The organism is Cystobacter fuscus (assembly GCF_002305875.1).
GTDB classification, from domain to species: domain Bacteria; phylum Myxococcota; class Myxococcia; order Myxococcales; family Myxococcaceae; genus Cystobacter; species Cystobacter fuscus_A.
This window is the reverse complement of sequence record NZ_CP022098.1, coordinates 3,250,691-3,276,520: the sequence shown is the minus strand read 5'-3', so window position 1 is coordinate 3,276,520 and position 25,830 is coordinate 3,250,691. Positions and strand designations below refer to the sequence as shown.

At 66.6% G+C, this 25,830-nt stretch carries 19 protein-coding genes; 13 read left to right on the top strand and 6 right to left on the bottom strand.

Translation table 11 applies throughout. The features are described from left to right. The first annotated feature begins 116 nt into the window (after positions 1-116). The 4 genes from CYFUS_RS13555 (at position 117) to CYFUS_RS13540 (ending at position 8,640) form a co-directional block, all read left to right on the top strand. Complete coding sequence (locus CYFUS_RS13555; RefSeq protein ID WP_095985601.1) at positions 117-5,261, top strand: non-ribosomal peptide synthetase; 5,145 nt, start codon at positions 117-119, stop codon at positions 5,259-5,261. A 14-nt stretch (positions 5,262-5,275) separates the two neighbouring features. Continuing rightward, the gene (locus CYFUS_RS13550) at positions 5,276-6,772 is read left to right on the top strand and encodes a condensation domain-containing protein (protein WP_157758432.1); all 1,497 of its coding nucleotides are present in this window, start codon (positions 5,276-5,278) and stop codon (positions 6,770-6,772) included. Continuing rightward, the gene (locus CYFUS_RS13545; RefSeq protein WP_095985599.1) at positions 6,769-7,968 is read left to right on the top strand and encodes a cytochrome P450; all 1,200 of its coding nucleotides are present in this window, start codon (positions 6,769-6,771) and stop codon (positions 7,966-7,968) included. The genes CYFUS_RS13550 and CYFUS_RS13545 overlap by 4 nt, the downstream gene beginning before the upstream one ends. A 321-nt stretch (positions 7,969-8,289) precedes the next feature. Then, the gene (locus tag CYFUS_RS13540; RefSeq protein WP_095985598.1) at positions 8,290-8,640 is read left to right on the top strand and encodes a hypothetical protein; all 351 of its coding nucleotides are present in this window, start codon (positions 8,290-8,292) and stop codon (positions 8,638-8,640) included. Between the two features lie 103 nt (positions 8,641-8,743). Here the strand turns inward: CYFUS_RS13540 and CYFUS_RS13535 are convergent, their stop codons facing one another. Both CYFUS_RS13535 and CYFUS_RS13530 read right to left on the bottom strand, forming a co-directional pair. Next, a complete protein-coding gene (locus CYFUS_RS13535; protein ID WP_157758431.1) occupies positions 8,744-9,247 on the bottom strand; it encodes a hypothetical protein in 504 nt (167 codons plus the stop codon). Positions 9,248-9,419: 172 nt separating this feature from the next. Continuing rightward, a complete protein-coding gene (locus CYFUS_RS13530; RefSeq protein ID WP_157758430.1) occupies positions 9,420-11,024 on the bottom strand; it encodes a hypothetical protein in 1,605 nt (534 codons plus the stop codon). 147 nt (positions 11,025-11,171) lie between these two features. On the opposite strand from CYFUS_RS13530, the gene CYFUS_RS13525 reads away from it, so the two are divergent. From CYFUS_RS13525 to CYFUS_RS13505, 5 genes are all read left to right on the top strand, one after another. Beyond that, on the top strand, positions 11,172-11,711 hold the full coding sequence (locus tag CYFUS_RS13525; protein WP_095985595.1) for a hypothetical protein: 540 nt from the start codon (positions 11,172-11,174) through the stop codon (positions 11,709-11,711). Further along, positions 11,708-11,902, top strand: coding sequence for a hypothetical protein (locus tag CYFUS_RS13520; RefSeq protein WP_095985594.1), 195 nt, complete (start codon positions 11,708-11,710; stop codon positions 11,900-11,902). The genes CYFUS_RS13525 and CYFUS_RS13520 overlap by 4 nt, the downstream gene beginning before the upstream one ends. A gap of 17 nt (positions 11,903-11,919) precedes the next feature. Then, positions 11,920-12,651: a hypothetical protein gene (locus CYFUS_RS13515; protein WP_095985593.1), complete on the top strand. Its 732-nt coding sequence runs from the start codon at positions 11,920-11,922 to the stop codon at positions 12,649-12,651. A 511-nt stretch (positions 12,652-13,162) separates the two neighbouring features. Further along, positions 13,163-13,339, top strand: coding sequence for a hypothetical protein (locus tag CYFUS_RS50575; protein WP_157758429.1), 177 nt, complete (start codon positions 13,163-13,165; stop codon positions 13,337-13,339). A 489-nt stretch (positions 13,340-13,828) separates the two neighbouring features. Then, a complete protein-coding gene (locus CYFUS_RS13505; protein ID WP_095985591.1) occupies positions 13,829-14,884 on the top strand; it encodes a zinc-binding dehydrogenase in 1,056 nt (351 codons plus the stop codon). 150 nt (positions 14,885-15,034) lie between these two features. Here the strand turns inward: CYFUS_RS13505 and CYFUS_RS13500 are convergent, their stop codons facing one another. Beyond that, positions 15,035-15,466 carry a hypothetical protein gene (locus CYFUS_RS13500; protein WP_232537540.1) on the bottom strand — a complete coding sequence of 144 codons (432 nt, stop codon included), beginning with the start codon at positions 15,464-15,466 and terminating at the stop codon, positions 15,035-15,037. Between the two features lie 102 nt (positions 15,467-15,568). Here CYFUS_RS13500 and CYFUS_RS13495 point away from each other — a divergent pair, with 102 nt between their 5' ends. Further along, positions 15,569-15,853 carry a hypothetical protein gene (locus tag CYFUS_RS13495; RefSeq protein WP_095985590.1) on the top strand — a complete coding sequence of 95 codons (285 nt, stop codon included), beginning with the start codon at positions 15,569-15,571 and terminating at the stop codon, positions 15,851-15,853. Positions 15,854-16,072: 219 nt separating this feature from the next. Here the strand turns inward: CYFUS_RS13495 and CYFUS_RS13490 are convergent, their stop codons facing one another. Next, on the bottom strand, positions 16,073-17,707 hold the full coding sequence (locus tag CYFUS_RS13490; RefSeq protein WP_095984660.1) for an IS1182 family transposase: 1,635 nt from the start codon (positions 17,705-17,707) through the stop codon (positions 16,073-16,075). 459 nt (positions 17,708-18,166) lie between these two features. Next, positions 18,167-18,292 carry a hypothetical protein gene (locus CYFUS_RS53890; RefSeq protein WP_269770238.1) on the bottom strand — a complete coding sequence of 42 codons (126 nt, stop codon included), beginning with the start codon at positions 18,290-18,292 and terminating at the stop codon, positions 18,167-18,169. A 185-nt stretch (positions 18,293-18,477) separates the two neighbouring features. On the opposite strand from CYFUS_RS53890, the gene CYFUS_RS51705 reads away from it, so the two are divergent. Next, positions 18,478-18,723, top strand: a complete 246-nt coding sequence (locus tag CYFUS_RS51705; protein WP_198316569.1) for a PEP-utilizing enzyme — start codon at positions 18,478-18,480, stop codon at positions 18,721-18,723. Positions 18,724-19,037: 314 nt separating this feature from the next. Continuing rightward, on the top strand, positions 19,038-24,332 hold the full coding sequence (locus CYFUS_RS13480; RefSeq protein WP_095985589.1) for a trifunctional serine/threonine-protein kinase/ATP-binding protein/sensor histidine kinase: 5,295 nt from the start codon (positions 19,038-19,040) through the stop codon (positions 24,330-24,332). A 198-nt stretch (positions 24,333-24,530) separates the two neighbouring features. Here CYFUS_RS13480 and CYFUS_RS50570 read toward each other — a convergent pair whose 3' ends face one another. Next, positions 24,531-25,337, bottom strand: a complete 807-nt coding sequence (locus CYFUS_RS50570; protein ID WP_157758428.1) for a hypothetical protein — start codon at positions 25,335-25,337, stop codon at positions 24,531-24,533. Between the two features lie 153 nt (positions 25,338-25,490). Here CYFUS_RS50570 and CYFUS_RS13470 point away from each other — a divergent pair, with 153 nt between their 5' ends. Beyond that, positions 25,491-25,799 carry a hypothetical protein gene (locus tag CYFUS_RS13470; RefSeq protein ID WP_095985587.1) on the top strand — a complete coding sequence of 103 codons (309 nt, stop codon included), beginning with the start codon at positions 25,491-25,493 and terminating at the stop codon, positions 25,797-25,799. Positions 25,800-25,830: the final 31 nt, after the last annotated feature.

Here is a 25,830-nt window from a genome sequence, read left to right as displayed (position 1 = left end):
GCCACACGCTCGGCGCCGGTCAGAGCCCGCGTGCTACTACGGTCCGCGCCCAACCAGACCGCCGGGTCGATGCTCGCCGCGGCAGTCGCGCTCCAGATGACCCGCAGGAGACATCGTTGCCTTCCACCCCGCCGCCCTCCCTGGTTACAGGAACAGAATACGAGCGTCTGCTCACCAGCCTCCGGCTGAAGAGTCCCTGGGCGCTCGAATCCCACACGCCGATCGCCCCTGAAGCGGGCCCGAACGAAAAGCGAACGGAGGCCTCCGTGCGCGAGGGCTGGGGAGCCCCGGGTCCCTGGCGGTCGGCGGTGGACTGGATTGACGAGCAGGCACAACTGCATGGCGAGCGCATCGCGCTCTCGGACGCCTCCGTCGATGTGACCTACGCACAACTGCGGTCGCGCACGCAGGCCCTGGCTGAAAGGCTCCGGGCACATGGGCTGGGGCGTGGAGAGGTGGTCGCGCTCGTCCTGGATCGAGGCCCCTCCTTCATCGAGCTCGTGCTTGCCGTCTGGCGGGTCGGCGCGGCCTACCTTCCGCTGGCCCCCGCACATCCGCCCGCCTGGCGGCAGGACATCATCCAGCGGGCCGGGGCCAGGCTCGTGGCCGGACTGTCACGTGACAGCGCCGTTCCAGGCCTGCCCTTCCTCGACCTCGCGGAGGCGTCCCCCGCTGTCGCGCCAGGAGCCGAGGAGGTCGTGCTCGCACCGGAAGACCTCGCGTACATCATCTGCACCTCCGGCTCGACCGGTGAGCCCAAGCTCGTCATGACCGAGCATCGTGGCGTCGCCAATCTCATCCACGCCCAGCGCGACTACCTCGGCACGCTGGGGCCGGACGCTCGCGTGCTTCAGTTCTTTCATCCCTCTTTCGATGCGTCCTTGTTCGACATCTTGATGGCGCTCCCCAACGGAGGGCGCCTGGAGACCATCGACGAGTCGCGCATCTCCGGTGAGCCCCTGGCCGAGGTCCTGCTGAATCGCCGTATCACCCATGCGGTGCTTCCCGCGACCGTCCTTCGCACCCTGCAACCCGGCCGGTTCACCGACCTTCGGACGGTCATGAGCACCGGCGACGTCTGCCTTCCGGAGACCGCTCGGCAGTGGGGCGCATTCCACCACTTCGTCAACGGCTACGGCCCGACCGAGGTGACGGTGGCCAGCACGCTCCACTCCGCGGGGCCCCAGGACTCCGAGCGCGTCTCCATCGGCCGGCCAATCTCCAACTACCACGCCGTCATCCTCGACGAGCACCTGCGGCCCGTCCCCGATGGGACTCCCGGAGAGCTGTGCCTGGGGGGTGAGGGCGTCGGACGCGGCTATCTCGGACGCCCCGCGCTCACCGCCGAGCGCTTCATCCCGGATCCCTTCTCCGCCCTTCCAGGACGTCGCCTGTATCGCAGCGGCGACATGGGCAGGGTGCTCCCGGACGGCAGCCTCGAGTTCCTCGGCCGGCACGATGACCAGGTGAAGGTCCGCGGGGCGCGCATTGAACTGGGGCAGATTGAATCAGCGCTCATCACCCTCCCAGGCGTGCGTGACGCGGTCGCCCTCATCGACCGCACGGGAGAGCGTCTCCTGGGCTACGTGCTCCCGGTCGACGGGGCGGTGCTCCTGGTGGACACCCTGCTCGCGGAGCTCCGGCGTCGGCTCCCCGGCTACCTGGTGCCAGATGTATTGGTTCAAGTCGATGCATGGCCCCTGACCACGAGTGGCAAGGTCGACCGGGCCCTTCTGCCACGACCGCGGCGCTCGGAGCGCACCGACTACCAGCCGCCCCAGTCGCCCGTGGAGGTCGCACTGGCGGCAATCGCGGCGGCGCTGCTCGGGATGGAGCGGGTGGGGCGCCACGACAACCTGTTCGAGCTGGGAGGACACTCCCTCTTCGCCACCCAGCTCGTCGCCCGGGTGCGGCGCGAGATGCGGGCGCACATCGAGTTGAGCGCCGTCCTCCAGGCGCCCACGGTCGCGGAGCTCGCCGCGCGGCTGGGTGAACGGCAGGACGCGGCGGACCCGGGCCCTCGGGTGGCTCAGGCCGGGGCCGCGCTCGTTCCCTCCTTCGGGCAGCAGCGGGTGTGGCTGATGCACAAGCTCAACCCAGACGCCCGGGCCTATCACTCCCAGGCGGTCCTCCGTCTCGCGGGCGACCTGGACCTCCCCGCGCTTCACGCCAGCCTCACCGACATCGTCCGCCGCCACGACGTGCTCCGCTCCCGCTTCCCGGAGGTCGACGGAGAGCTGCGCTGCGAGCTGGAGCCGCCCTGGGAAGTACAGGTCCCTCTCCAAGACCTCAGCGCCGTGAACGCGGAGCAACTGGCCTCACGGGTGGGTGAGGCCATTCGCGATGGGGTCCAGGCCCACTTCACCCTCGCCGAGGGCAGGCCGTTCCGCTGGCTCCTCCTCAAGCTCGGCCCCCAGGAGCACGTCTTCGTCCATGTCGAGCACCACGTCGTCCACGACGGCTGGTCCTTCAACCTCTTCGTGCGCGAGCTGCTCAACGGCTACACGGACCACGTTCGCCACGGACAGGTGCGGCGCCCCGACCTCGTCGTCCAGTACTACGACTATGCCCGCTGGCAGCGGGAGTGGTGTGCCACCGAGGCCGCCGACGCCCAACGCCGCTTCTGGCGTCAGGCGCTGGAGGGCGCCGAGACGATGCTCCAGCTCCCACGGCGCTCGGCTCCGGAGGGGAGGCGGTTCCGGGGCGTGGGGCCTCGAATGGAGCTCGACGGCGAGCTCTCGCGGAGCATCCAGGCGCTGGCGGACCGGAATCACACCTCGCTCTTCACCACCCTGCTCGCCGCCTTCTTCGTCCTGCTTCACCGCTACACCGGCTCGCGCGACCTGCTCGTCGGCTCCGCCGTCGCCAACCGCCGCTGGCAGGACACCGAGAGCGTGCTCGGCATGTTCGTCAACACGGTCGTCATGCGCGGCCAACTGCACGCGGACCCTTCCTTCGAGGAGTTCCTGGCGCGGGTGAAGCGCAATGCCCTGGATGTCTATGACCACCAGGAGCTGCCCTACGAGATGATCTTCGCGGAGTCACCCGCGCGTCACCAGGGTGGGCTCAATCCGTTGATCCAGGCCATGTTCAACTTCCACGACACGACGGTGGGCGCTCTCGATGCGGCCCCGCTCGATGTCACCATCGTCGAGGGACTCAGCAACGGCTCGGCCAAGTTCGAGCTGTCCGTCGTCGTGGTGCCCCGCTACGCGGAGCCAGGGCACATCAGCAAGCTGGCCGGGGACATCGTCCACATTCCCCGCTCCGACACGCCGCTGCGCTCCAGCCCCCGCTCGTCCCTGAGCGGCCTCCTGCTCGCCTGGGAGTTCGACTCCGACCTCTTCGACGACTTCTTCATCACCGGCATGCTCTCCGCCTACCAGGAGTTGCTGCACTCCATCGTCGCCGCCCCGGAGACCCGCGTGTCCAGGCTGGCGCTGCTGGACGCGGCGGCCCAGCGAGCCCTTGTCGTCGCGGGGCCCCGGCGGGAGGCTCCCCCGCGATGGGTTCCAGACCTCGTCGACCTCCAGGCCCAGCGCGCGCCCGATGCGCTCGCGGTGACCTCGTGTCAGCCGCCCATGACCTACCGCACGCTCACGCGCGAGGCGGAGCGACTGGCGCGCCACCTTCGAAAGATGGGCATCGACCGCGAGGCCCTGGTCGCGGTGTGCGTGCCCCGCTCCGAGCAGCTCGTCGTGGCACAACTCGGCGTGCTCAAGGCCGGAGCAGCCTTCCTCCCGCTGGACCCCCACCAGCCGCTCCCCTACCTGGAGGGGCTCCTCCGGGAGGCCGGAGCCCGCGCCCTGGTCACCACGGAGAACCTGTCCGGATGGCTCACGGAGCTCCCGGTCATCGTGCTGGATGAAGTCACCGACGCGCCCGAGATGACCCTTCCCTCGGGAAGCCCTGCTGACCTCGCGTACGTCATCTACACCTCCGGTTCGACGGGCAGGCCCAAGGGCGTCCAGGTCGAGCACCAGTCGGTCGTGGCCCTGCTGCACGAATCGGACATGCTCGAGCTGGGGCCGGGCAAGACGGTGTTGGCCATGACGTCGCCTTCCTTCGACCCCTCCGTGATGGAGATCTTCGGGGCGCTGATGAGCGGCGCGGCGCTCCACTTCCTGCCCTATGGATGGGACGTGCGCGGCCTGGCGCGCGCCCTCACCGGCACGTCCATCACCCACGCGGTGATTCCCCCCTCGGTGATGCCCCAGTTGGTGGCCGAAGCGCCCGAAGCCTTCGATGCCCTGGAGCGGGTGATCATCGGAGGGGATGTCTTCTCCCCGGACGTGTTCCGCGCGCTGAAGCACAGGGGCTTCACGAAGGCGACCAACGTCTACGGCCTCACCGAGACGACCATCATGGCCAGCAGCCACCGGCTCGAGGATTGGCGCGACACGGGCGCCGCCAGCGTGCCCATCGGCCGCGCGCTGTCCGACGTCCACCTCGTGGTGCTCGATGAGCACTCGCAGGTGGTGCCGCCGGGCGTGGTCGGGGAGCTCTACATCGGTGGGTCCGGCATCGCGCGAGGCTATCACGGCCTGCCGGAGCTCACCGCCGAGCGGTTCGTGGCGGACCCGTTCGGGCCGGTGCCCGGCGGACGGCTGTACCGCAGCGGGGACCTGGGCCGGTGGCTTCCCGGAGGCGTCCTCGAGTTCGTGGGCCGCGCCGACGAGCAGGTGAAGATTCGCGGCTTCCGCGTGGAGTTGGCCGAGGTGCGGGCTGGACTCGCCGCGCATCCCGGGGTGACCGACGCCCTCCTGGTCGTCGACCGGACGGGACTGGAGCCCCGGCTCGTCGGCTACGTGGTGGCCACACCGGACGCTGCGGTGACAGCGCAAGGCGTGCGAGCGGACGCGGCGCACCGCTTGCCAGGACACCTCGTGCCCTCGGAAGTCGTGGTCCTCGACGCGTGGCCTCTGAACGCCCATGGGAAGATCGACCGGAGCCTCCTGCCAGCGCCCGGCAAGGTCCCCGACGCGGTCTTCACTGCACCGAGAACCGAGGTCGAGACCCGGATCGCGGAGCTGGTCGCGGAGTTGTTGAACGTGGCCCGGGTTGGCGTCCACGAGAGCCTGCTCGCGCTGGGCATGCATTCGTTGCAGGCCATGAGGCTCGCCTCGCGGCTGAGCAGGCTGGTGGGTCGGGAGGTCGGTCTCGCCACGATTCTCGTGGGTCCGACTGTCGCGCAACTGGCCGAAGCGCTCACCACGCTTCCGTCCGCGCCCACCACCATCAAGCGGCTGCCCCGCGCATGACGAACGCGTTTCCCATGTCGTTCGCACAGCAGCGCCTGTGCTTCCTGCACCGGGTCGACCCGACGGGAGCCGCGCACAGCTCGGCCCGCTGCTTCCGCGTGACGGGGCCGCTGGACACCGAGCACCTGCGCACAACCCTGGAGGCGCTGGTGGCCCGGCACGAGCCGTTGCGGACCGTCTTCCCACTCGGGACGCACCAGCACGTGTTGAAGCAGGCCCGGGGGGACATGCGGGTGGTGGACGTGGCGACCGAAGCCGAGGCGCTGCGTCACGCCGAAGCCCTGGTGTCCCAGCCGTTCGACCTCGAGCACGGGCCGCTGCTGCGGCTCGCCGTGCACAGGGTGGAGCCGGAGACGCACCTCCTCGTGTTCTTCGTTCACCTGCTGGTGGCCGATGGCTGGTCGCAGCAGGTCTTCTTCGAGGAACTGGCCATCGCCTATCAGGCGGCCGTCACCGGAGCGCCCACGACGCTTCCCGAGCTTCCCGTGCAGTACGTGGACTGGGCGGACTGGCAGCGCGAGCAACTCACCGAAGCGCGGCGCGCGGAGTTGTCGCGTTGGTGGCGGCAGCGACTGTCCGGGATTCCCCTCGTGCTCGACCTGGTCTCGCCCCGCCCCGCGCTGGGACGAGGCCGGCGCATGCACCGGGTTCTCTCCGCCGAGCTCACCTCGGCGGTACATGCCTTCGCGAGCGCCGAGCGGCAGACGGTGTTCACGGTGCTGTCCGCCGCCTGCGGCGTCGTCCTCGGGCGCCACGCGGGCCGGCAACAGGTGTTGCTGGGCCTGGCCGTGGCCAACCGGGACCTGCCCGAGGTCGAGCGAGTGCTCGGCTTCTTCGTCAACACCGTGGTGTTGCAGGTCGACCTGCGCGGCAACCCGACCTTCCGCGAGCTGCTCGCGCGGGTATCCGAGGCCACGGCCGCCGCGTACGCCCACAAGGACCTGCCCTTCGAGCAGCTCGTCGCCGACCTCGCACCCCCGAGAGATCCGACGCGGTCGCCCGTCGTCCAGGTCAACTTCGCCTACCATCCGACCGGTACGGCCGGCGTGCTGGGATTGCATGGCTGCACGGTCACCGAGCCACGGTGGGATCTCCCCACGGCGAAGTTCGAGCTCACCCTTCGCGTCGAGGACCGCGGCGACGGCACGTGTACCGTCTGGGCCGAGTTCGACGAGAGCCTGTTCGACGCTTCCTTCATCGACGACCTGCTGACCTCGTACGAGGAGGTCCTGCGCGCCGCGGCTCCGGAGGTGCCTCTGTCGAGCCTGCGGCCGGCTCACACCACGACCGAACAGCGCCTCACCCGCATCTTCGCCGACGTGCTGGGGGTCACAGCGGTCGCCCCCCACGACGACTTCTTCCGCCTCGGCGGCCATTCCCTACAACTCATCGACGTCGCGGCCCGAGTCCGTACCGAGCTGGGGCGCGACCTTGGGTTGCGAGAGCTGTACCAGAACCCCACCGCGGCGGGAGCCGCCGCTCGGCTCGAGCGAACTGGAGCATCACGATGACCGATTCCTATCCATTGCCCAAAGACTGGCAGCATCCCCTGGACCCTCCCCCCGAGTACAAGCGACTGAGGAAGGAGGCTCCGGTGTGCCCCGTTCGCACGTGGGACGGCAACACGCCGTGGCTCATCACCCGCTACGAGGACGTCCTCGCGGCGCTGGGTGACCCGAGGCTGAGCCTGGACTCCTCGCTGCCTGGGTTTCCTCACACGTCGCCCGCCTCCGCGGCCCGCCAGAGTCGGCCCCTCCCCTTCCCGTTTCTTCCCGAGGCGGAGTACCGGGCGCAGCGGGCCATGCTCGTACCGGAGTTCGCACCACGACGGATGGAGGCCCTGCGCCCGAGAATCCAGCAGACCGTCGACGAGGTCCTCGACGCGATGCTGGCCGGGCCCCGGCCGGCCGACCTGATCTCCGCCTTCGCGCTTCCCGTATCCATGCGTGTCATCTGCGATCTGCTCGGCGTGTCCCGAGAGGACGCCGACCGCCTGCACGTCATCAGCCGCACGATTGGCTCCCGCGCCTCGTCGCGCGAGGTGGCCGAGAAGGCCCTGGACGAGCTGGATACCTACTTCCGACGGCTGGTGGAGGAGAACCTGCGCGAGCCCACCGACACGCTCGTGGGTCGCGTCGTGGCCGAGCACGTGCAGCCGGGAAGGCTGAGCGTGCCGGACGCCACCGCGATGTTCCACGCGCTGTTCTACGCCGGGCACGGACCGTCCGGGTACATGGTGGGAATGGGCGTGCTGGCCCTGCTGCTCCACCCGGACCAGCTCGACAGGTTCCGCGCCCTGGAGACGCCAGACGCACTCTCCGCCGCCGTCCAGGAACTCCTGCGCTACGTCACCGTCTCTCATATGGGGCGGCAACGCGCCGCCACGGAAGATGTCACCATCGGTGGCCAGCTCATCCGCGCCGGAGAAGGCGTCCTCGCCCAACCGGATTCGGCCAACCGCGATGAGACAGTCTTCCCGGAGCCGGACCGCCTGGACGTCCACCGCGAGCCCTATCGCAATTTCGCCTTTGGCCACGGCATCCACCTCTGCACGGGTCGCACGCTCGCCATCATCGAGCTCGAGGTGACATTCCACACCCTGTTCCGGCGCATCCCGAACCTGCGACTGGCTGCACCCCTGGAGCAGATTCGCTTCAAGAAGGACGAGAACCTGATCGGCGCCCACGAATTGCCGGTCACCTGGTAGTCCTCCGCCCGTCGGATGGCACAGGCACTGCGTGAAGGGCCTGGTCGCGCTGCCTGATGTGATGGGAGAGGGCGTCGGCGGCTCCAGCCCCCTCCCTCCACATCGCCCCCATTCCGCCTATACGCGAGACCTCTCTGCACCAGCCCACTCCCTCAACAGGCCTCCCATCCTTCTTATACGCCAGTGGCGGTGGGGTGGCGTTTGCAGCAGGCGAGGCGTCGGGCGGCATGGCGCTCCTCTGGAGCGGGAGCCTCTCCGGTCGGCTGGCGGGGGTGTACCCGTTGGGGAGCGTGCACCGGCTCGTGTAGACTCCGCTCCACGATGTCCGAGAACACCACGGAAGAACTGGCCGGAGACTCCGACTCCGAGAATCAGGACCCGAAGCAGCGTGTCCTGGTGCATGGAGTGCTGTTGGGCGTGGTCCTCATGTTGGCGGTGATCGCTTCGTTCTCGATGTTCCGCTCCTCGGGCGGCGCCACGATCGACCTGAATGGGGTGGCCTTGGCGCTGATGTGGTGCAGCGTCGCGGCGTACGTGGCAATCTCCAGCCTCGGCCTCCGCCGCGAGAGCATGTCCGGCCTCCTCAAGATGCACGGACTGGCGTTCGTGCTCGCGGTCCCCTCGGGGCTCGTCCTGCTCTTTCTGAAGGTCTGGCTGCTGGGCGCGTTCTAGGCGGCTTCCCGTCAGCTACCCGGGCTCCTCCCAGGGGGCGCCGAGCCAGGCCTGATAGACGGCCTTCTGCGCGGTGGCGCCTGCCTGCGGGTTGCCGTTGCCGCTAGCAGGGGTTCTGGCAGGTTCGCGTTCCGCCGATATACAGGTCCCAACCCACCAGATTGTAGGCACAGTCAATCGGGAGGGAGTAGCCGCTCACGTTGAAGCGCGTGCCGCCAACCCACCCGCACCAACTGGGGCAGCTGATGAGCGTGTTCTCCTGGGGGGAAAAGTTACGCGAGTTGCCAGAGCACCCGGCGTGGTCCACAAGCGGAGAATGGCAAGACACGGCATGAGGAAATGAACTGGCGTTGTACACCCGGAAGTCCTTGCTGCCGGGGCAGGCCATCAGGGAGACGTCGGTCGTGCCGATGGCGTCGATACGGTAGGCCCCCTCCTCGAGCACCAGGGTGATGTTCTTCCCGATGTCGGCACCAGCGAAGGTGACCTCGACCGCCAGGATGGAGCCATCCGTGTTCGCCGCGACGTTCTTCACGCGGTAGAACTCGGACACGCCAGCGGCCTCCTGCGCAGACTCGAGCGCATTGCGCTCCTTCTCCAGGCGCAACTGGATGCCCTGCTCCACCGTCCCATAGCGACTGGCAATGTCCTGTGCATATGGCTGTGGAGGCAGGCGCCGGGTGTTGGCGGACCTGACGGCTCCCAACGCGGACCAATTTTGGACCAGATCGGGATGGGGCAGGTTCGGGTTGAGGGGGGGGGAGTAGAGCCGTCGTGGCTCAGAAGGGGATCTCGCCGAGGAGGCGCCGGATGTTCTTCTCCTTCAGCGCCTCTGCTTGAACGAGCACCTCTCTCCCATTCCCCAGGCGCCACAACCCTCGAGCATCCGCCTCCCGTAGGGCCGCCTCCGGTCCGAACACGACCTGGACCTCGGAGACCTGTGAGTCCAGCACCGCGAAGCGATGAGGGCTCCCCCTGGATTCGAGCACCTGATTGAGCAGCCCGACCACTGCGCCAATGTCCTCGAACGAGTGCGAGTTGCGGGCCTTGACCGAGAAGCGCTGCCCGTCCGCGTAGGCCCTCAGCGTGTACTCGTCGCTCGAGGGCGGCTGGAAGAGATCGGCCGGGGGAGTTTTCGGAGGAAGTTGTTCAAACACCACCTCGGCCAGCTCTGGGCGCACCTTCCAGGCCAGCGTCACCAGCAACTCGTCATGCCGGCGGGGAAAGGTCCTCGTCGCGAGGTTGATGATGAAGGCTCGCCGAGCCTGACGCATGATGGCGCTCAAGTAGAGGCTTCGCGGCTCATCTTCCAGCGTGGGTGTTGCCGCGGGCACCAGCTTCCGCTCTCGCGCCCAGGCCTTCATCTCCGCGAGAGAAGAAAAATTCCTGACGGTGGCGAGGGATTTGGGGGCATCCAGAAGCTCGGGAGACCTGGAGGCGGACATGGCGAAGCGAGCGGTCGCCGCCCAGTTGCTCGCGACCCACTTCTCCAGGCACCGCTGGACTGTCAACGCATCGACGCCCTCGGGTCGGTTGGGGATGGGAGGGCACTTCCACGCTTGCTCCTCCTCCCGCCACCGCGCGAGCTCGTCCTTCATGGCCTCCTTCCGCTCCCACTCCGCTCGGACCTCACCGCTGGCCCGGCGCCACAACTCCTCGCGGAGTCCTTGGGCCATGGGCTCCTGGTAGCGTGAGAGCCAATACATGGCCGTAACGAACAGCTCCTCCCGGCCCTGATTCAAGATGCGGCGGACTGCGCTCTCGAGGGCAGGGGTGAAGCGGGGGGAGTCGAAGAGGCCGTGGTGGTCGAGCACCCACGTGATGGGGGCGTCCTCTCGGGCGAAGAGGGCTGTTGTCTCGCTCCCCGGGCAGCGCACCAGCTTGCGCCAGAGCAGCTCGGTGAGGAGCGGGTGTTCCTTGGTGGCGTCGGCCAACCGCTCCCTCAGCCACGCGCACGGCACGCCCTCGTCGTGGACCCCTTTGAGAAAGCCCATGTCGTCCGGAGGCTTGTCATCGCCGTGGTCACCGAGTCCCAGGACCACCCCATAAGTCCCCCAGAGCTCATCGAGGCTCCGCGCCGAAGCTGCCGCCTGACGGAGCACGGAGAGGAACTTCGCCCCCATCTCCTGATCACCCTCCAGCAAGCGGGCGCGCACATAGGAGAGCGGGGGGCCCTTCTCCAACTCGTGGTGGAAGCCCTCCACCCGCGAGGGCAGTGGACCGGCGAAGCGCGGCGGCAAGGGTGCTGCGATCCGATCGAGAGGGAGGCGCGGCAGCTCCCTGCCGGACCGCGTGGACGCTCCGTACTCGGGAGCGACCAGGATGTAGACGGTGCCTCCCAGAACGAGGCCCACCAGAACGACCACGAAAGGCCACAGCTTCACGCCAGTGCTCCCGGGCGGCAGTGAGGACTCCACGCGCGCATGAATGAGCGTGTCAGAACGGGAGCCCTCACTCAAATGGTGATGGTGACGACAGCCTTCGTACCATGTCCTTCCTCTGGACTGGCGCGAATGGGAGCCTGAACACCTATGAGCTTGCGTGCTCCCCTGCTGGCCCTGGCGTTGATCTCCCTGGCCACCGCCTGTCACGACGATGTGCCCCTCCCACCGTTGGAGGAGGAGCCACCTCCGTTCGCCTTCTCGCTGTATCTCGAGGACGGCCAGTTGAGACCCAACGCCGATGTCCTGCTGGTGCGCCGCCCCAAGCACCTGGAGCACGTCTACGTGCTCTCGCGTGCCGAGGACAAAGAGGAGCCAGGGAGTGCTCAGGCCGTGCGGCTCTTCGGCATCATCGAGGCGGAGTTCAAGGCTGCTGGGGTCTATGTCGCCAATCAGGTCGTCTCCCCGCGGTGCGCGGCGGTGGAACTGCCGGATTGCGTCCCCAGGTGGAGCTTCATCGATGAATTGCTGGGCCCAGGCGACGGGCCGGGTTCCCGGAGGCTGAGGCAGGCTCTGGCCAACTCCTTCGAGACGACAGCGCGTCAGCGGGGAATGGAGAACACCCTGGTGCTGGCCACGGTCAACGTGCTGTTGACCCGGGGGATGCTGAAGCGAGAAATATCCGGGTGAATCAGCAGCAGCTCAACGTGGATGCCCGTCAGCGAGTGGGAATCAATCGACCGGACCTGCAGTTCGACTATAACGGCCGCCGCTATCATGTCGAATACGACACACCCGTTTCGGGCCGTGGCCCCGCCCACCAGTCGCGAGCCATCTCCAACGACTCGAACGCGGAGATCATCCGGCTGATCGTGCCCTGACGGGCGAGGCGCACCTGATGACCGAGAACATGAAGGGACTGCTGCTGGATGACCGCTGGGCGCCCGTCACTTCGGAGCTGGGGTTTATGGAGACCGATGCGGAGCACGCCGCCCGTTCCTTCGCGGCGTGGCAGGGCGCGCTGGGGGCGCCCCGTGGCATCGCCGTGGCGATACGCCCCGTTTCGGGCACTTTGGAGCAGGCTCTTTCCGCCCTGCTTCCCCTGACCAGTCCGGAGCCGCGGCGGTACCTCTTCATGCCGACGCGCGGCGCCTGGACGGGGTACGTCGACAACGCGCGGGGGGGGACCGATGCCGCGAGCGCCATGGCGGTCATGGCCCGGACGCTGGGCTGCCGTGGCTTGCGTGTGGTCGCGGTGCCCCACACCCTCCGCAAGAGCCAAGGTGGTCGCTATGGTGCTGTCATGCTCGAGGTGTACGGCCCGCACCAGACGGCGTGGATTAACACCGTGCGCGCGGTGAGCGCCTCCAATGACGGGGGCCGCTGGGTCTTCGACCAGTGCGGCGAGCCTTTCCCCTTCGAGAAGGTGGAGCAATACCAGGCGCGCCGGGTGAGGGACCGATTCACCTTCGACATGCTCAAGGAGTACTTGCATCACCTGGGGCTGTCGCCATTCGAGGAGGATTTCTACCTGCCGGAAGGCGCACCCGCGTGGCTGGTGGAGAAGACAGGCCCTGTCGCGCCCACGCATGAGGAGTTCACCCTGACCCGGGCTCGGAAGGACTTCTGACGCACGTCCCTCCCCGAGGCGGTGAATGCCACCCCTTTCAAGGTCGATGGCAGGTGTTTCTTCTAGAAGGTCAACCAGGGAAGGAGTGGCGGACCAAGGCGGCCTGGTCCTCTATCAGGACATAGCCATTCAATGGAGCGCCCATCACTGGACGCTCTTGGGGTTGTCTGGTCTCTTGGGTGTCTCGGCTTCTTCCCAGCTCAGGAGAGCTTTTCTCCTTTGAGCACACGCGCTGTCGCCACGTGTTTGCGCACTGCCTCCCCCGGAGCGTAGCCCTTCTTCACTTTCTTCTTGGCTGCCCGAGGATCCGTGACGGGACTGCGCTGCGTGAACCGCTCCACAATTGCATTCAAGGCCACGTTCATTCCTCCGCGGATGGGCGCGAGGAATTCCTCTTGGTCGTCCGATTCTCCGGACCCACCTCCGCCCAGGTGGGCGTCCACCTTCCCACCTGACCGCTATGGTAGCACCCTCCACATGACCTTGAAAGTGGTGCCAGTAAGGAGCACGCATGGACGAGAGGAAGAAGTCCCAGGCGAGCTGTGAGGAATCGGAACGGTTGGGGCCTTACCTGATTCAGGCGGCGGAGATGCATCAGTATGACATCAAAACCATCTACGGTTCGCATTCCGCGACGGGCTCGGTTGCCCATACATCTGGCCTGCTCTACAACCAGTACATCTGGTAAGTGTCCGCCAGAGAAGAGAGCCACCGACACGAAGCCGCTGGAATCCATACGGAAGGCGGTCGACCGGGCAACCCGACTCATCCAGGACTTGCTGGACGTCGCCCGGATGGAGGCCGGCCGTCTCTCGGTGGATCGCGGACCGGAGCAGACCGCTCCACTCGGAGGCCGCCGAGCTGCATCGCTCGCTCGTGGAGGAGAAGTGCATCCAGCTCACGGTCACTGTCCCGGAGGACGATCCAAGTGTCTTCGCCGACCGTGACCGGGTGCTCCAGATCCTCTCGAACCTGCTCGGCAACGCGCTCAAGTTCACGCCCATGGGTGGGCAGATCACGCCAGGGGTCCATCGTCCGCGGAGGCAGGGGGACGTGTGCCGCCCGACGGTGCACGGGCCGGCTCTGTACGGAAGGGCGCGATCCCTCCTCCGGGACGGATGGGGACGACGAGGTGCGGTGTCACCATGTGCCCCGCGCCTCAAGGAGGGAGCGAGCCATGCGGGCCAACGTCTTTCGTGGTGTGAATCAATTTGGCATCGAAGAGGTCGAGCACCCCAAGACGGGCCTCGGTGAGGCGGTGGTGCGGATGACGCTCACCACCATCTGTGGCACGGACCTGCACATCGTGCGTGGCGAGTACCCGGTGAAGCCGGGGCTGGTCATCGGCCATGAGCTCGTGGGAGTCATCGAGGAGCTGGGCCCCGGCGTGGAGGGCTATCAGGCCGGGCAGCGGGTCCTGGTGGGCGCCATCACTCCGTGCGGCCAGTGCCGCGCCTGCCTCTGCGGACTGCTCTCGCAGTGCGGACACGGCGGCGGCCACGAGGCGCTCGGCGGCTGGCGCCTGGGTAACACCCTGAATGGCGTCCAGGCCGAGTACGTGCGCGTGCCCTCGGCCCAGGCCAACCTGGCTCCCATCCCGGACGAGCTGACGGATGAGCAGGTGGTGCTCCTGGCGGACATCGCCTCCACCGGCTTCAGCGGCGCGGAGTCCGGCAAGGTGCGCCTCGGCGACGCGGTGGTGGTGTTCGCCCAGGGGCCCATCGGGTTGTGCGCCTCCATCGGGGCCCGGCTCATGGGCGCAGCCCTCGTCATCGGCGTGGATGGAGACGAGAACCGCCTGAAGATGGCGCGCCGCATGGGCGTGGACGAGGTGCTCGACTACCGTCAGGTGGATGTGGTGCGGGAGGTGAAGCGGCTCACCGGAGGCGGCGCGGACGTGGCCATCGAGGCGCTCGGGACACAGGGCACCTTCGAGAACGCACTGCGCTGCCTGCGGCCCGGGGGCACCCTCTCCAGCCTGGGCATGTACGCGGGGAAGCTGGAGCTGCCCTACGACGCCTTCACTGCGGGCCTGGGGGACCACCACGTCGTCACCACGCTGTGTCCTGGCGGCAAGGAGCGCATGCGGCGGCTGATGGAGATGGTGCGCGGCAAGCGGGTGGATCTCACACCGCTGCTCACGCATCACTTCAAGCTCGACGATATCCGGAATGCCTATGCTCTCTTCGGCGAGCGGCGCGAGGGCGTCATCAAGGTCGCCATCCGGCCTTGAGCGCCACCCCCGGGGAAGGTGTCAAAGGACTCGTTCCGACATCTCGTCTCCTACGAATCGTCTGACACCCTTCCGGTCTCCTACGAATCGTCTGACACCCTTCCGCCGCAGGGGATGGTCGGCCGACCATCCCCTGGGCCCCGGACCCGGTTACTCCGCGCTGACCGTGCCCGAAAGCGGGTAGACGCGGTAGATGCGGTTGTTGGTGTTGGAGCGGACCCGGATCTCGTCACCGGCCACGCCATCAAGATTGACGTAGTCGACGAGCGTCCACGAACTGCCGAAGGTTCCGGCGCCGTTGATGGTCTGCAGGTAGCCGGCGCGTGGACGCAGGATCAGCAGATTGCCGTTGCCGCCCTGGGCCATCGCGATTTCGTTGCCGGCGACGCCGTCGAAGTCGCGCACACCGTCGCGCAGCGTCGCGTACTGGCTGCCGATCCAATAGCTGTTGATCGTCCCCGATTGCAGCGACACGATCCGCACTTCGCTCGGCAGCGCGATCAGCAGTTCGGCGCCGGTCACGCCGTTCATGTCGCTGGCGCAGTTCGCTATCTCGGTACAGACCTTCCAATCACCAGCCATGCACCGCCGCATCCACTACCGCTCCACGGCGGCGGACCAGGCCGAGAAGGCCGCGGAGCTGGTGCCCCCCGAAGCCAGGCCTACGCGGCGCTCCTCTGCCATGTGGCGCGATTCGTCTGGGAAACCGAGCCGGAGCGGGTCCAGCGGCTCTGGCACACCTATGTGAAGCGCGGAGCCTTCGTCCCCGAGATGTCGCGGTTCGGCCAGAGCTGCCCGGAGCCGGACTTCGAGCGGCTGCGGCACCCGAAGAGCTCCGCGCCGGTGCGGACCTGGCGGCTGCGCACGCTCGCGATGGTGGGCGGTGGAATACTGCTGCCCTTGGCGGGTGCCTTCTTCTTCGTACGCCGCAGGCGGCGGCAGGCGAAGCGCCAGGAGGGCGGGCAGTAGACTCGGAGTCCCGCGCGGAGCGGACTTCACTCCTGGAACGGCTTGCCCCTGTTCGTCACGGCCGCCTTGCGAACCCTGTATTGAGTCCCGCCCTGACCTGAAGACCGCTTCCGCCCGTGTGGCCAGCCACCGGCGGGGCGGTGTCAGGTGCCGTCCAGCGCCCCTGCAGCGGGCTCACACTGAAGCCCGGCTAGAACACCGACCGATTTAAAAACCACATCATCCCACCTGCTGCTGGGACAACTCTAGATGGCGTTGCCATGTCTCCAAATTCTGGATGCTGGCCGCACGTCGTAGATCAAAGACGTTCTTACGCACGCCCCGATAGCGCGCACGACGCCCCTGTCGTCGCGCTATATGGGCTTGTCGATGTTCCACCCCTACTCGCTTCCTGAGTCGCTCTCGCCCAGCAGGTGTCTTCATTAATTTGCGCAACTTGTGCTGGAGCGCTTCATCTTCACTGATTGCCACAGTCCGTCCTTGTCCTATCTGGGCTTGTGTACATTTCTCGCGCAATGGACAAGTCTCACAGTCCTTTGTCGCGAATTCGACTGTCTTTCCCAGTTCGAAGCGCATTGTCTTCCCCTCCGGACACGTGATGGTCCGGCTTCGCATATCTATTTTGAAGTCTGACTTCGCGAACAACTCCCCATTGCGTGCCTTCCACGGCTTGCTCAGCACTTCCCCTCCCTCCTCGAGCACGCTGTCCACGATACTGCTGTTGATATACCCCCGGTCTATGTGTAACTCGTCAATCTTCACTCCTTGCTTCTCCATGTCCTTCTCAAGCGCCGGTGTTGCCTCCGCTTCAGGTCGGTTGGCGGGCGTCACAGCACATGCCAGGATGAGTTCTTCGTCCAGCGCCGTGGCCACATGCTGCTTGAATCCGTTGAAGCGCTTGCTTTTGCTCTTGCGTCCATGACGCATCTCCCCATCTTCTACCGACACTCGTCTCTCTTCCGCCACTTGCTGGCGAACGCGGACACCTCCTCCTTCTGGGTCCGGCTCCAGGTCCTGCTTGCGAATCTGCTCGAGAGTCTGAACGTGTTCCCTCAAAGGCTCCTCTTCCATCTCCTCTGCCAGATTCTTTCTTAGCCAGGACATCATGCTTTCCACTTGCTCGAGCAGGGCTTGCAGCGCTTTCTTTTTCTGCCCCGCTTCGCTCCAGTCCACATCCAATCCCTTCTTGATACTTTTTTCCAACAACAAGGGAATACCCGCCTCTCGGCAGGCCTGCTGCTTGGAACATCCCAGCAGCTTCGCCACGCACATCATCACCTTGCGCGCTGCGTGTCCTACCAGGTTGATGGTGTCCTCTACCCGGCCAGCTCCCTCCAGTGGCTTTGAGTCAATCGCCACTCGCAACAGCGTCTTGAGCTTTCGCTCACCGAACTCTTTCTGTTCCCGCGCCACCTCGACTGTCTTCTCCAGGAGGCGCCGGTCCATTTGGTTTCTCATCAGCCGCTGACGAAACTCATACAACGAGCCCTGGGAGAACGCCGGCTCGCTGTGACCCAACCAGCCCAACACCATCTGCACTCTCAAGTCGAAGACCGTCAGTTCCACCAGGGTGGCATCCGACACTCCCATGTATCCCTGTAAGAGTATTGCCATTGCCATCAGCCCGGGTGCTATAGCCACTTTCCCTGCTCCTGTCTGGCGGTACATGGAGGCCAGTTCCGCCTGAAAAGCCTCATCCATCAGCTTGTGCCGATTCAGACGCAGAAAAGCGAACAGCTTGCCGTTACGGCTCATCCGTTCGACAATCTGTTGCTCTTGCTCGTTCAACTCCCGCGGAGGAGTCCATCGAGCTATCTCTCCGGTCACCTTCGGCGGACTGACGGCTAAGGTCATGTGCCGACCTGATCAAATTCAGCCCCTGTTGTCCACCCCCTCACGTAAATCCCTGATTTTACTAAAAAATCAAATCGGTCGGTGTTCTAGTACTACCTGGTCATTTCGAGCCCGCTTCGAGGGAGATTCCCCTCGGATGATCGCCGAAGGCCCGGGGGGAGTGACCAAGAAGTACTAGCCGGGGCGTCCCGTTGGATGTCCTGGGAGCCGCTCCGCTCATCAAGGACGCCCTCATGACCCTCATCGAGCGGGGCGATTTCATCGAACCGTCGCCCGCGGATCCACCAGCACCGGGTCCCGCTCAAGGCAAGCCAGGTCTGTCGCCCGCGGGTTCCCACCCGCCTATCCGGCGATCGTCGCCGATTTGATCGCGCGCAGCCAGACGTCGATCGAAGCGCTGAAGCGGAACATCCAAACGAAATCCGGAACGGAATTACTGGATTTCATCCTGGAAGACGTTCAGCACTTGAAGAAGAGCTTGTTTGAACCGCGGAGCTTCAGCGTGATCATGGCCGCCATGAACGCTTCGTCTTGGATCAACGAGAAGATGATGGCGTGGTTGGGCGAGAAGAACGCCGCGGACACACTCTCTCAGTCCGTGTGGTCGAATACTTGCAAAATGCCAAGGATGAGGGCTTCTTGGAGGGCATGGCCCGGTTGGAGGGTGGACAGGCAGCCCACGACGCCATCTCCGCCTCCGGAACTTCATCGGCTACCGTGAATACCCAAAATACGGCATCGTCAATCGCTACTTCCTCTATAAGCAGGCCTTGCTGAAGGAAGCCAATCAGCTCGTGCATGCCCACGTGATCCATGAAAAAGAAGATATCTACTATCTCACCTTCCAGGAGCTTCGCGAAGACCGGAAGCTGGCGCCACCGCGGGTCATCACGTCCGAGGGTGAAATCTACGGCTTGCCGGCCGTCGTCGGCGTGGAGCAGGCGACCAGGCTGATCCAGGATGGGCAACGCATCCGCGTGCATGGAACGGAAGGGTACGTCGAGATCCAGCCCTAGCCGCGCAGCCCCTTACGTCCGTTCGCTGGATCTTCCGCACGTGCACGTCGATGTTGACGTCTTTGTTGGAACCCCTTTGGAGCCCATGCCCGTGTAGGAGAGCGGGGGCTCCCTTCCACGGACCAATTACCCGGGCTCGCGAACCCAGCATCCTGCCAGGCACACCGAAGGGCTGTGGTCTGGTCAGGGCGCTCAGGGCTCAGGAGATGGGGGTGTCCCAGCAGGGGTCGGTGTTAAACCTGGACCTTCCGGCATGCCTGTACGGTCATATCGATTCTCTAGGTCCAGACCGCTTCTCGCGAGGGGACATCTTCATGTTGGACATCCCAGGCTATCGGGTTCTGGGGACGATTCGAGCCACGGGCTCGAACGTGCTCTTCCATGCCGTGCGTGAGGCCGATGGGCTACCGGTCATCATCAAGACCCCGATGGCGCACTCGCCGGGGCCGCGCGAGCAGGAGCGCTACCGCCGGGAGTTCGGAATCCTGCGGCAGCTCCAGGAGGTGCGGGGCGTGGCCCGACCGTATGCCTGTGAGCGGCTCCACGAGCGGCCCTTGCTGGTGCTGGAGCGGGTGCAGGGAGAGGTGCTCTCCGAGCACGTGGGGCAGCCGTTCGAGGTCACCCGGTTCTTGCGCCTGGCCCTCTCCCTGGCCTCGACCCTGGCGGAGGTCCACGACCGCAACGTCATCCACAAGGACATCAAGCCCTCCAACATCATCGTCGAGCCGTCCGGTGAGGCTCGCTTGATCGACTTCGGAGTGGCCACGATCCAGAAGGTCGAGCACCTGGACGCCGCGCCCACGCACCTCATCGAGGGCACGCTGGCGTACATGTCGCCCGAGCAGACGGGGCGGATGAACCGGGCGGTGGACCACCGGACGGACTTCTATTCCCTGGGTGTGACGCTCTACGAGCTGTCGACGGGACAGCTGCCCTTGCAGGGGCGCGACGCGCTGGAGTGGTTCCACGCGCACATGGCCCAGAACCCCAAGCCTCCGCACGCGCTGAACGCTCAGGTGCCGCCGGCCTTGTCGTCCATCGTGATGAAGCTCCTGGCCAAGAGCGCCGAGGACCGCTACCAGAGCGCCGAGGGACTGAAGGCGGACCTCGAGCGCTGCCGCGAGGGGCTGCGCCAGAACGCGCCGCTGGAAGCCTTCACGCTGGGTACTCACGACTCGCCCAACCACTTCCAGGTGCCGCAGCGGCTCTACGGACGCGATGCCCAGATCTCCACCCTGCTCCAGGGCTTCGAGCGCATGGTCCACAGCGGCCAGCCGGAACTCTTCCTGGTCAGTGGCTACTCGGGCATTGGCAAGTCCTCGGTGGTGCGCGAACTCTACAAGCCCGTGGTGCGGCGGCGTGGCTTCTTCCTGGACGGCAAGTTCGATCAGTTCCAGCGAAACGTTCCCTACGCCACCCTGGCGCACGCCATCCGCAGGCTGCTGCAGCAGGTGCTGGCGAGAACCGAGGAGGAGATTGGGCACTGGAGTGAGCGGCTGAGCCAGGTATGGGAAGGCCAGGGGCAGGCGCTCGCCGACCTGGTTCCCCAGGTGGAGGTGCTGGTGGGCAAGCAGCCGCCGCTCCAGGAACTGCCCCCCGGCGAAGCGCAGCACCGCTTCCATCGCGTGGTTCGCCAGTTCCTGGGGGTGTTCGCCAGCGCCGAGCACCCGCTCGTGGTCTTCCTGGATGACCTGCAGTGGGCGGACCTGGCCAGCCTCCAGCTCATCAAGCAATTGCTGTCCCAGCCGGAGACACCTCCGGTGCTGTGGATCGGCGCCTACCGCGACAACGAGGTGAGCCCCACGCACCCGCTGGTGCCGGTGATGGATGAGGTGCGCAAGTCCGGCGCGCGGGTCACCGACCTCCGGCTGGAGCCCCTGAGCCTGGCACAGGTGACGCAGCTCGTGACGGATATGCTGCCAGGCGCGGGATCCGAGGTGGTCACCCCCCTCTCGGAGTTGGTGCATGAGAAGACGGGCGGCAACCCCTTCTTCCTCCTTCAGTTCCTGGTGACGCTGAGCCAGGACGGCCTGCTGGTCCGCTCGCCTGGGCAAGGGTGGCGATGGGACGCCGAAGGCGTCCGGGCCCGGGGCTACTCGGACAACGTCGTCGACTTCCTGGTGGGCAAGCTGCGCCAGCTCCCCCCCGGGACCCAGCACCTGCTGCGCCTGGCGGCCTGCGTGGGCAATGGCTTCTCGCTCCCGATGTTGGGCACCCTCTCGCATCTGGTGGACGTGGTGGAAGTGGAGCAGGGGATGGAACCCGCGCTCCAGGAAGGCCTGCTGGTTCGCGCGGGCCCGGAGCAGTACCGCTTCCTCCACGACCGGATCCAGCAGGCGGCCCACCTCCTCACCTCTGAAGCGGAGCGCAAGGCCACCCACCTGCGCGTCGGCCGGCTGCTGCTGCGGAGCCTGTCCCAGGAGCAGGTGCGTGAGTCCATCTTCGAGGTGGTGGGCCAGCTCAACGCGGGGGTGGAGCTGATCGAGGACCCCGCGGAGCGTCTCCAGGTGGCACGACTGAACGCCGAGGCGGGTTGGAAGGCCGAGGCCGCGGTCGCGCACCACCCCGCCGCGACCTACCTCGAGGGGGCCTTCGCGCTCATTCCAGGAGACCCCTGGGAGACGGACCCCGCGCTGGCCTTCAAGGTGCGGCTCTCCCACGCCCGATGCGAGCTCCTGATGGGCAACGCCGTCAGGGCGCGTGAGCTGGCGAACGAACTCCGCTCCCAGACGCGGACCCGCGCGGACACCGCGGCCGTCTTCTGCCTGATGGCGGATAGCTGGTTCACCTCGGGTGAGGCCCAGGAGGCCGTCCAATGCATGATGGAATGCATGGCGCTGCTGGGCATGCCCATGTCACCGCACCCCACCTTGGAGGAGGTGGTGGCCGCTCATGACGAGGCGTGGGCGCTGATAGGAGAGCGCTCCATCGAGAGCCTCATCGAACTGCCGCCCATGACCGACCCGGACATGAAGGTGCTGATGAGCGCCCTGGCGGGGTTTTTCGGGACGGCCTACGTCACCGACAACCACCTGCTCCTGCTCCTCCTGTCCCGGATGGTCTCCCTCACCCTTCGCCACGGCTTCACGGAGTCCGTCGTGCTGGGATTCGGCTGGTTCGGGGTGCTGACCGGCTCGTTCTTCAAGCGCTACCGGGAAGGCCATGCCTTGAGTCAGCTCGCCCTCGCCTTCGTCGAGCGGTACGACCTGCGCGCCCAGCGGACGACCGCGCTCCTGAGCCTGCAGTGCATCTCCTACTTCACGAGGCCTCTCCCCGCTGTTCAGGAACTCCTCCTCGCGGCCTTCCACCATGGGCTCGAAACGGGAGACTTCAACAACGCCTCCTACTGCGGCACCACGAGCCTCTGGAACCGCCTCGCCATGGGGCACAACGTGGAGGACGTGTACGAGGAGTCGCTCTCGCGCAGCGGTTTCTTGCACAAGGCCGGACTCCAGGGGCCGCTGGATCTGCTCCTCATCTATCAGTGCTTCATGCGGCAGCTGCGAGGGCGCACGCTCCGGTTCGACACGTTGGGTGGGGACGGCATCGACGAGCAGACCCTCGAGGCCCGAATGGCGTCCAGTCGCATGGGCCCCACGCAAGCCTGGTACTGGATCATCAAGCTCCAGTCGCGCTTCCTGTGCGGCGCCTACGCGGAGGCCCTCGACGCGGCGGAGAAGGCCGCCGGATTCGTGTGGTCCATGAACGGCGCCATCATCCTGCGGGAATACCACCTCTACGGGGCGCTCACCCGGGCCGCGCTCCTCGAGGAGGCCCCGCCGGAGGAGCAGCGACGGTTCCTCGAGGCCATCCAGCGCCACCGGGAGCAACTCGCGGAGTGGGCGGAGCACTGCCCCGAGAGCTTCCGCGCCCCCGAGCGCATGGTGTCCGGAGAGCTGGCCCGCCTCGCGGGACGGCCCGATGAGGCGACACGAGGCTACGAGGAGGCCATCCTGGCCGCGAGGGAGAGTGGCGCCACCCAGTACCTGGGGCTGGCCAACGAGCTGGCGGCGAACTACTGGCGCACGCGCAAGGCGCCTCTTGTTGCCCATACCTTCGCGCGCGAGGCCTGGGCGGCGTACCAGCAGTGGGGCGCCCCGGGCAAGACCCAGCACCTGGCGGCCCGGTGGCCGCACCTCGTTTCCGGGCCGGGCGTCGCGAGTGAAAGCACCAGCAGCACGGACTCGACGCGCATCGACGCGCTCACGGTGGTCAAGACCCAGCAGGCCATCTCGGGGGAGATAGTCCTGGAGCGGCTGGTGACCACGCTGATGCAGGCGGCCATCGAGAACGCGGGCGCCCAGTCCGGAGCGCTGCTGCTGCCGAGCGGGGATGCGCTCTCGGTGGTGGCTTCTTCCCGTGCGTCACCCGGCGAGCTCGCCGTGCTGTCGGGTGAAGGCCCGGACCGGGAGCTTCCGTGGACGCTGCTGGCCTATGTCCGGCGGACGCGCGAGCCGCTGGTCATCGGGGATGCCTCCCAGCCCCATGCGTTCTCGTCCGACGAATATCTGGCGCGTGGCGGGGCGCGCTCGGTGCTGTGCCTGCCGCTGATGCGCCAGGACCATGTCGCCGGGGTGCTGTACCTGGAGAACAACCTGACCCCCCATGCCTTCAGCCCCGCGCGCCTGGTGTTGCTGGGCCACATCGCCTCGCAGGCGGCCATTTCCATCGAGAACGCGCGGCTGTACGCGGACGTGCAGCGGGCCAAGGCGGAGCTGCGCCGGGCCAATGACGAGCTGGAGCAGCGGGTGGAGGAACGCACGCGCGAGCTGAGGCAGGCCCAGGCCCGGCTGGTGGACACGGCGCGGGCGGTGGGCATGGCGGAGGTGGCCTCCGACGTGCTGCACAACGTGGGCAACGTGCTCACCAGCGCCGTCATCAACCTGGAGATGATGCAGCGGGCGGTGGGGGCCTCGCGTTTGGGCCGGTTGAAGAGGGCCACGAACCTGCTGCTGGAGCACCGTGAGGACCTGTCGAGCTTCCTGGCTTCCAACGCGCGCGGAGGCTACCTGCCGGAGTATCTGGCGGGGCTGGCGGACGAGTTGATGGCGCAGCAGACGCGCCTGGTGGACGACATGGACGCGATGGGGCGGCACATCGAGCACATCCGGGCCATCGTCCAGGTGCAGCAGACCTACGCCAAGACCTCGCTGATGACGGAGGAGTGCGATCTCGTGCAGCTCGTCGAGGACGCGCTGCGCATCCAGACGGCGGCGCTCGAGCGCCACGGCGTGACCATTCGTCGGGAGCTGGCACCGCTGCCCCGGTTGATGGTGGACAAGCACAAGGTGCTGCAGATCCTCAACAACCTCATCAGCAATGCGAAGTACGCGCTGGACGCATGCCCCGAGGGAGCGCGCAACCTGCGCGTGCGGCTGACGTCGGACGGGAAGCAGGTGCGCATCCAGGTGATGGATAATGGGGTGGGAATCGCTCCCGAGGCGCGACAGAAGCTGTTCATGCACGGGTTCACCACGCGCAAGGACGGGCACGGCTTCGGGCTGCACTCGAGCGCGCTGGCGGCGCAGATATTGGGAGGGCGGCTGGCGTTGGAGAGCGAGGGCCCCGGCAAGGGGGCCGTGGCCACGCTGGAGCTCCCGCTCACCTGACGGGGGCCTCCCCAGCCGTCGAGCACCTCGCGCGGCCTCCGCAGACCCCGTTCCAACCTCTGGATCGATGGCCGGTCCCAACCCGCCTCCCGCTATGCGGGAAAGACTCTCTGCATCAAGCCGGGGACCTATACGGGGGTCGGCCTCTATGGAGTGGTGGCCTCTCTCCTGCCTATACGCATACGCTGGGCGTAGGGTTCAGCCCTCCTTGATCTGGTTCATGACCCAGGCCACGAGTTCGCCTTCGCTCTTGCCCGCCAGCGGGATCGTCGCGAGCGCCTGGCCAGTCACCTGCCCCTTGGGGAACGTCTTCAGATGACCGGGGGCGTTGTAGCTCTCGGCGTTTGGATCGCTGCCGACGCGAGTGGCGAGGATGAGGTGACGACCCTCGGCGTCGGGGCTGTCCAGCATCTTCCGGATGGAGCCCCGGAGGTCGTTCGCCCATTGCGCCTGAGCCGACTCGTCCATGCCTCTGAGAAAATGCTCGCGCTGCAGGGGCGCCGCGAGCGAGTAAGCCGCGTTCCGGGCATCGGTAGCGTTTTCTCCAGAGCGGATTCCAAGTTTTTTATCGTTGATCTTCCAGAGATCGTTCAGCGAGAGCTGTTGCGTGGAGGGCGGGGAAGAGGTCTGCGGCATGCGCAGTCTTTCCAGGCGCGCCGCCAGGTCTTCGTATCCCTGCGTTGGCGAGGAGGACGCGGAGTTCCGCGGGGACGACGAGGTCGAGTAGACGTTACTCCGCGTGGGCGTGTGCGTGGTCGACGCGCTCAGGGCCGTCAGTCGCGCGAACAGTTGGGCATCGCTCGGCTGTGAAGTGAAGGCGTCGCGTGGCGGGCTCTCCGTTCCCGTGGTGGGTACGCTGGGCAGGTTCAAGAGCGCGGAGAGGTCAGGCGCAGCGGGAACGTTCTGCGCAGCCTGTTGCGTCGGGGAGTTGCTGCGCGGGGAACTCGCGGGACTGGTGGTGCGGATGTGGGGGGAGCCGGAACTCGAGATGCGATCGCTTGGCATGGCGGAATCCTGGGCAGCAGGGGCTTTGATGAACAGAGTAGCGCGGCGGCCCACCACGAGCGCCCACGAAAAAAAAAAACAGGGAGGCCTGTAACCGAGAATCCCGCTCGCCCGTCAGATACGGGGACTCACTTCATCCCCGGAGAAATCCCCATGAACAAGAAGCTGATCGGCGCCGTGCTCGGAACCCTCGTCATCGCCTCCCCCGCCCTCGCCGAGGCCCCCAAGGCCAAGCCCGCCGCGACCACCAAGGGTAGCGAGAAGTCCTGCAAGGGTGACGCGGCCGCCAAGGGCTCCGAGCACTCCTGCAAGGGTGATGCGACCGCCAAGGGCTCCGAGAAGTCCTGCAAGGGTGACGCGGCCGCCAAGGGCTCCGAGAAGTCCTGCAAGGGTGACGCGGCCGCCAAGGGCTCCGAGAAGTCCTGCAAGGGTGACGCGGCCACCACCAAAGACGTGAAGTAGTTCTGGTTCCAAGGGACCGCGGGCAACCGCG

Coding starts and splice junctions, on each gene's coding strand:
- CYFUS_RS13505 (WP_095985591.1), top strand. CDS start 13,829: ATGCGGGCCAACGTCTTTCGTGGTGTGAATCAATTTGGCATCGAAGAG.
- CYFUS_RS13500 (WP_232537540.1), bottom strand. CDS start 15,466: ATGGCTGGTGATTGGAAGGTCTGTACCGAGATAGCGAACTGCGCCAGC.
- CYFUS_RS13490 (WP_095984660.1), bottom strand. CDS start 17,707: ATGACCTTAGCCGTCAGTCCGCCGAAGGTGACCGGAGAGATAGCTCGA.
- CYFUS_RS13540 (WP_095985598.1), top strand. CDS start 8,290: ATGTCCGAGAACACCACGGAAGAACTGGCCGGAGACTCCGACTCCGAG.
- CYFUS_RS50570 (WP_157758428.1), bottom strand. CDS start 25,337: ATGCCAAGCGATCGCATCTCGAGTTCCGGCTCCCCCCACATCCGCACC.
- CYFUS_RS50575 (WP_157758429.1), top strand. CDS start 13,163: ATGGACGAGAGGAAGAAGTCCCAGGCGAGCTGTGAGGAATCGGAACGG.
- CYFUS_RS13515 (WP_095985593.1), top strand. CDS start 11,920: ATGACCGAGAACATGAAGGGACTGCTGCTGGATGACCGCTGGGCGCCC.
- CYFUS_RS13525 (WP_095985595.1), top strand. CDS start 11,172: ATGAGCTTGCGTGCTCCCCTGCTGGCCCTGGCGTTGATCTCCCTGGCC.
- CYFUS_RS13550 (WP_157758432.1), top strand. CDS start 5,276: ATGTCGTTCGCACAGCAGCGCCTGTGCTTCCTGCACCGGGTCGACCCG.
- CYFUS_RS13545 (WP_095985599.1), top strand. CDS start 6,769: ATGACCGATTCCTATCCATTGCCCAAAGACTGGCAGCATCCCCTGGAC.
- CYFUS_RS13480 (WP_095985589.1), top strand. CDS start 19,038: ATGTTGGACATCCCAGGCTATCGGGTTCTGGGGACGATTCGAGCCACG.
- CYFUS_RS13470 (WP_095985587.1), top strand. CDS start 25,491: ATGAACAAGAAGCTGATCGGCGCCGTGCTCGGAACCCTCGTCATCGCC.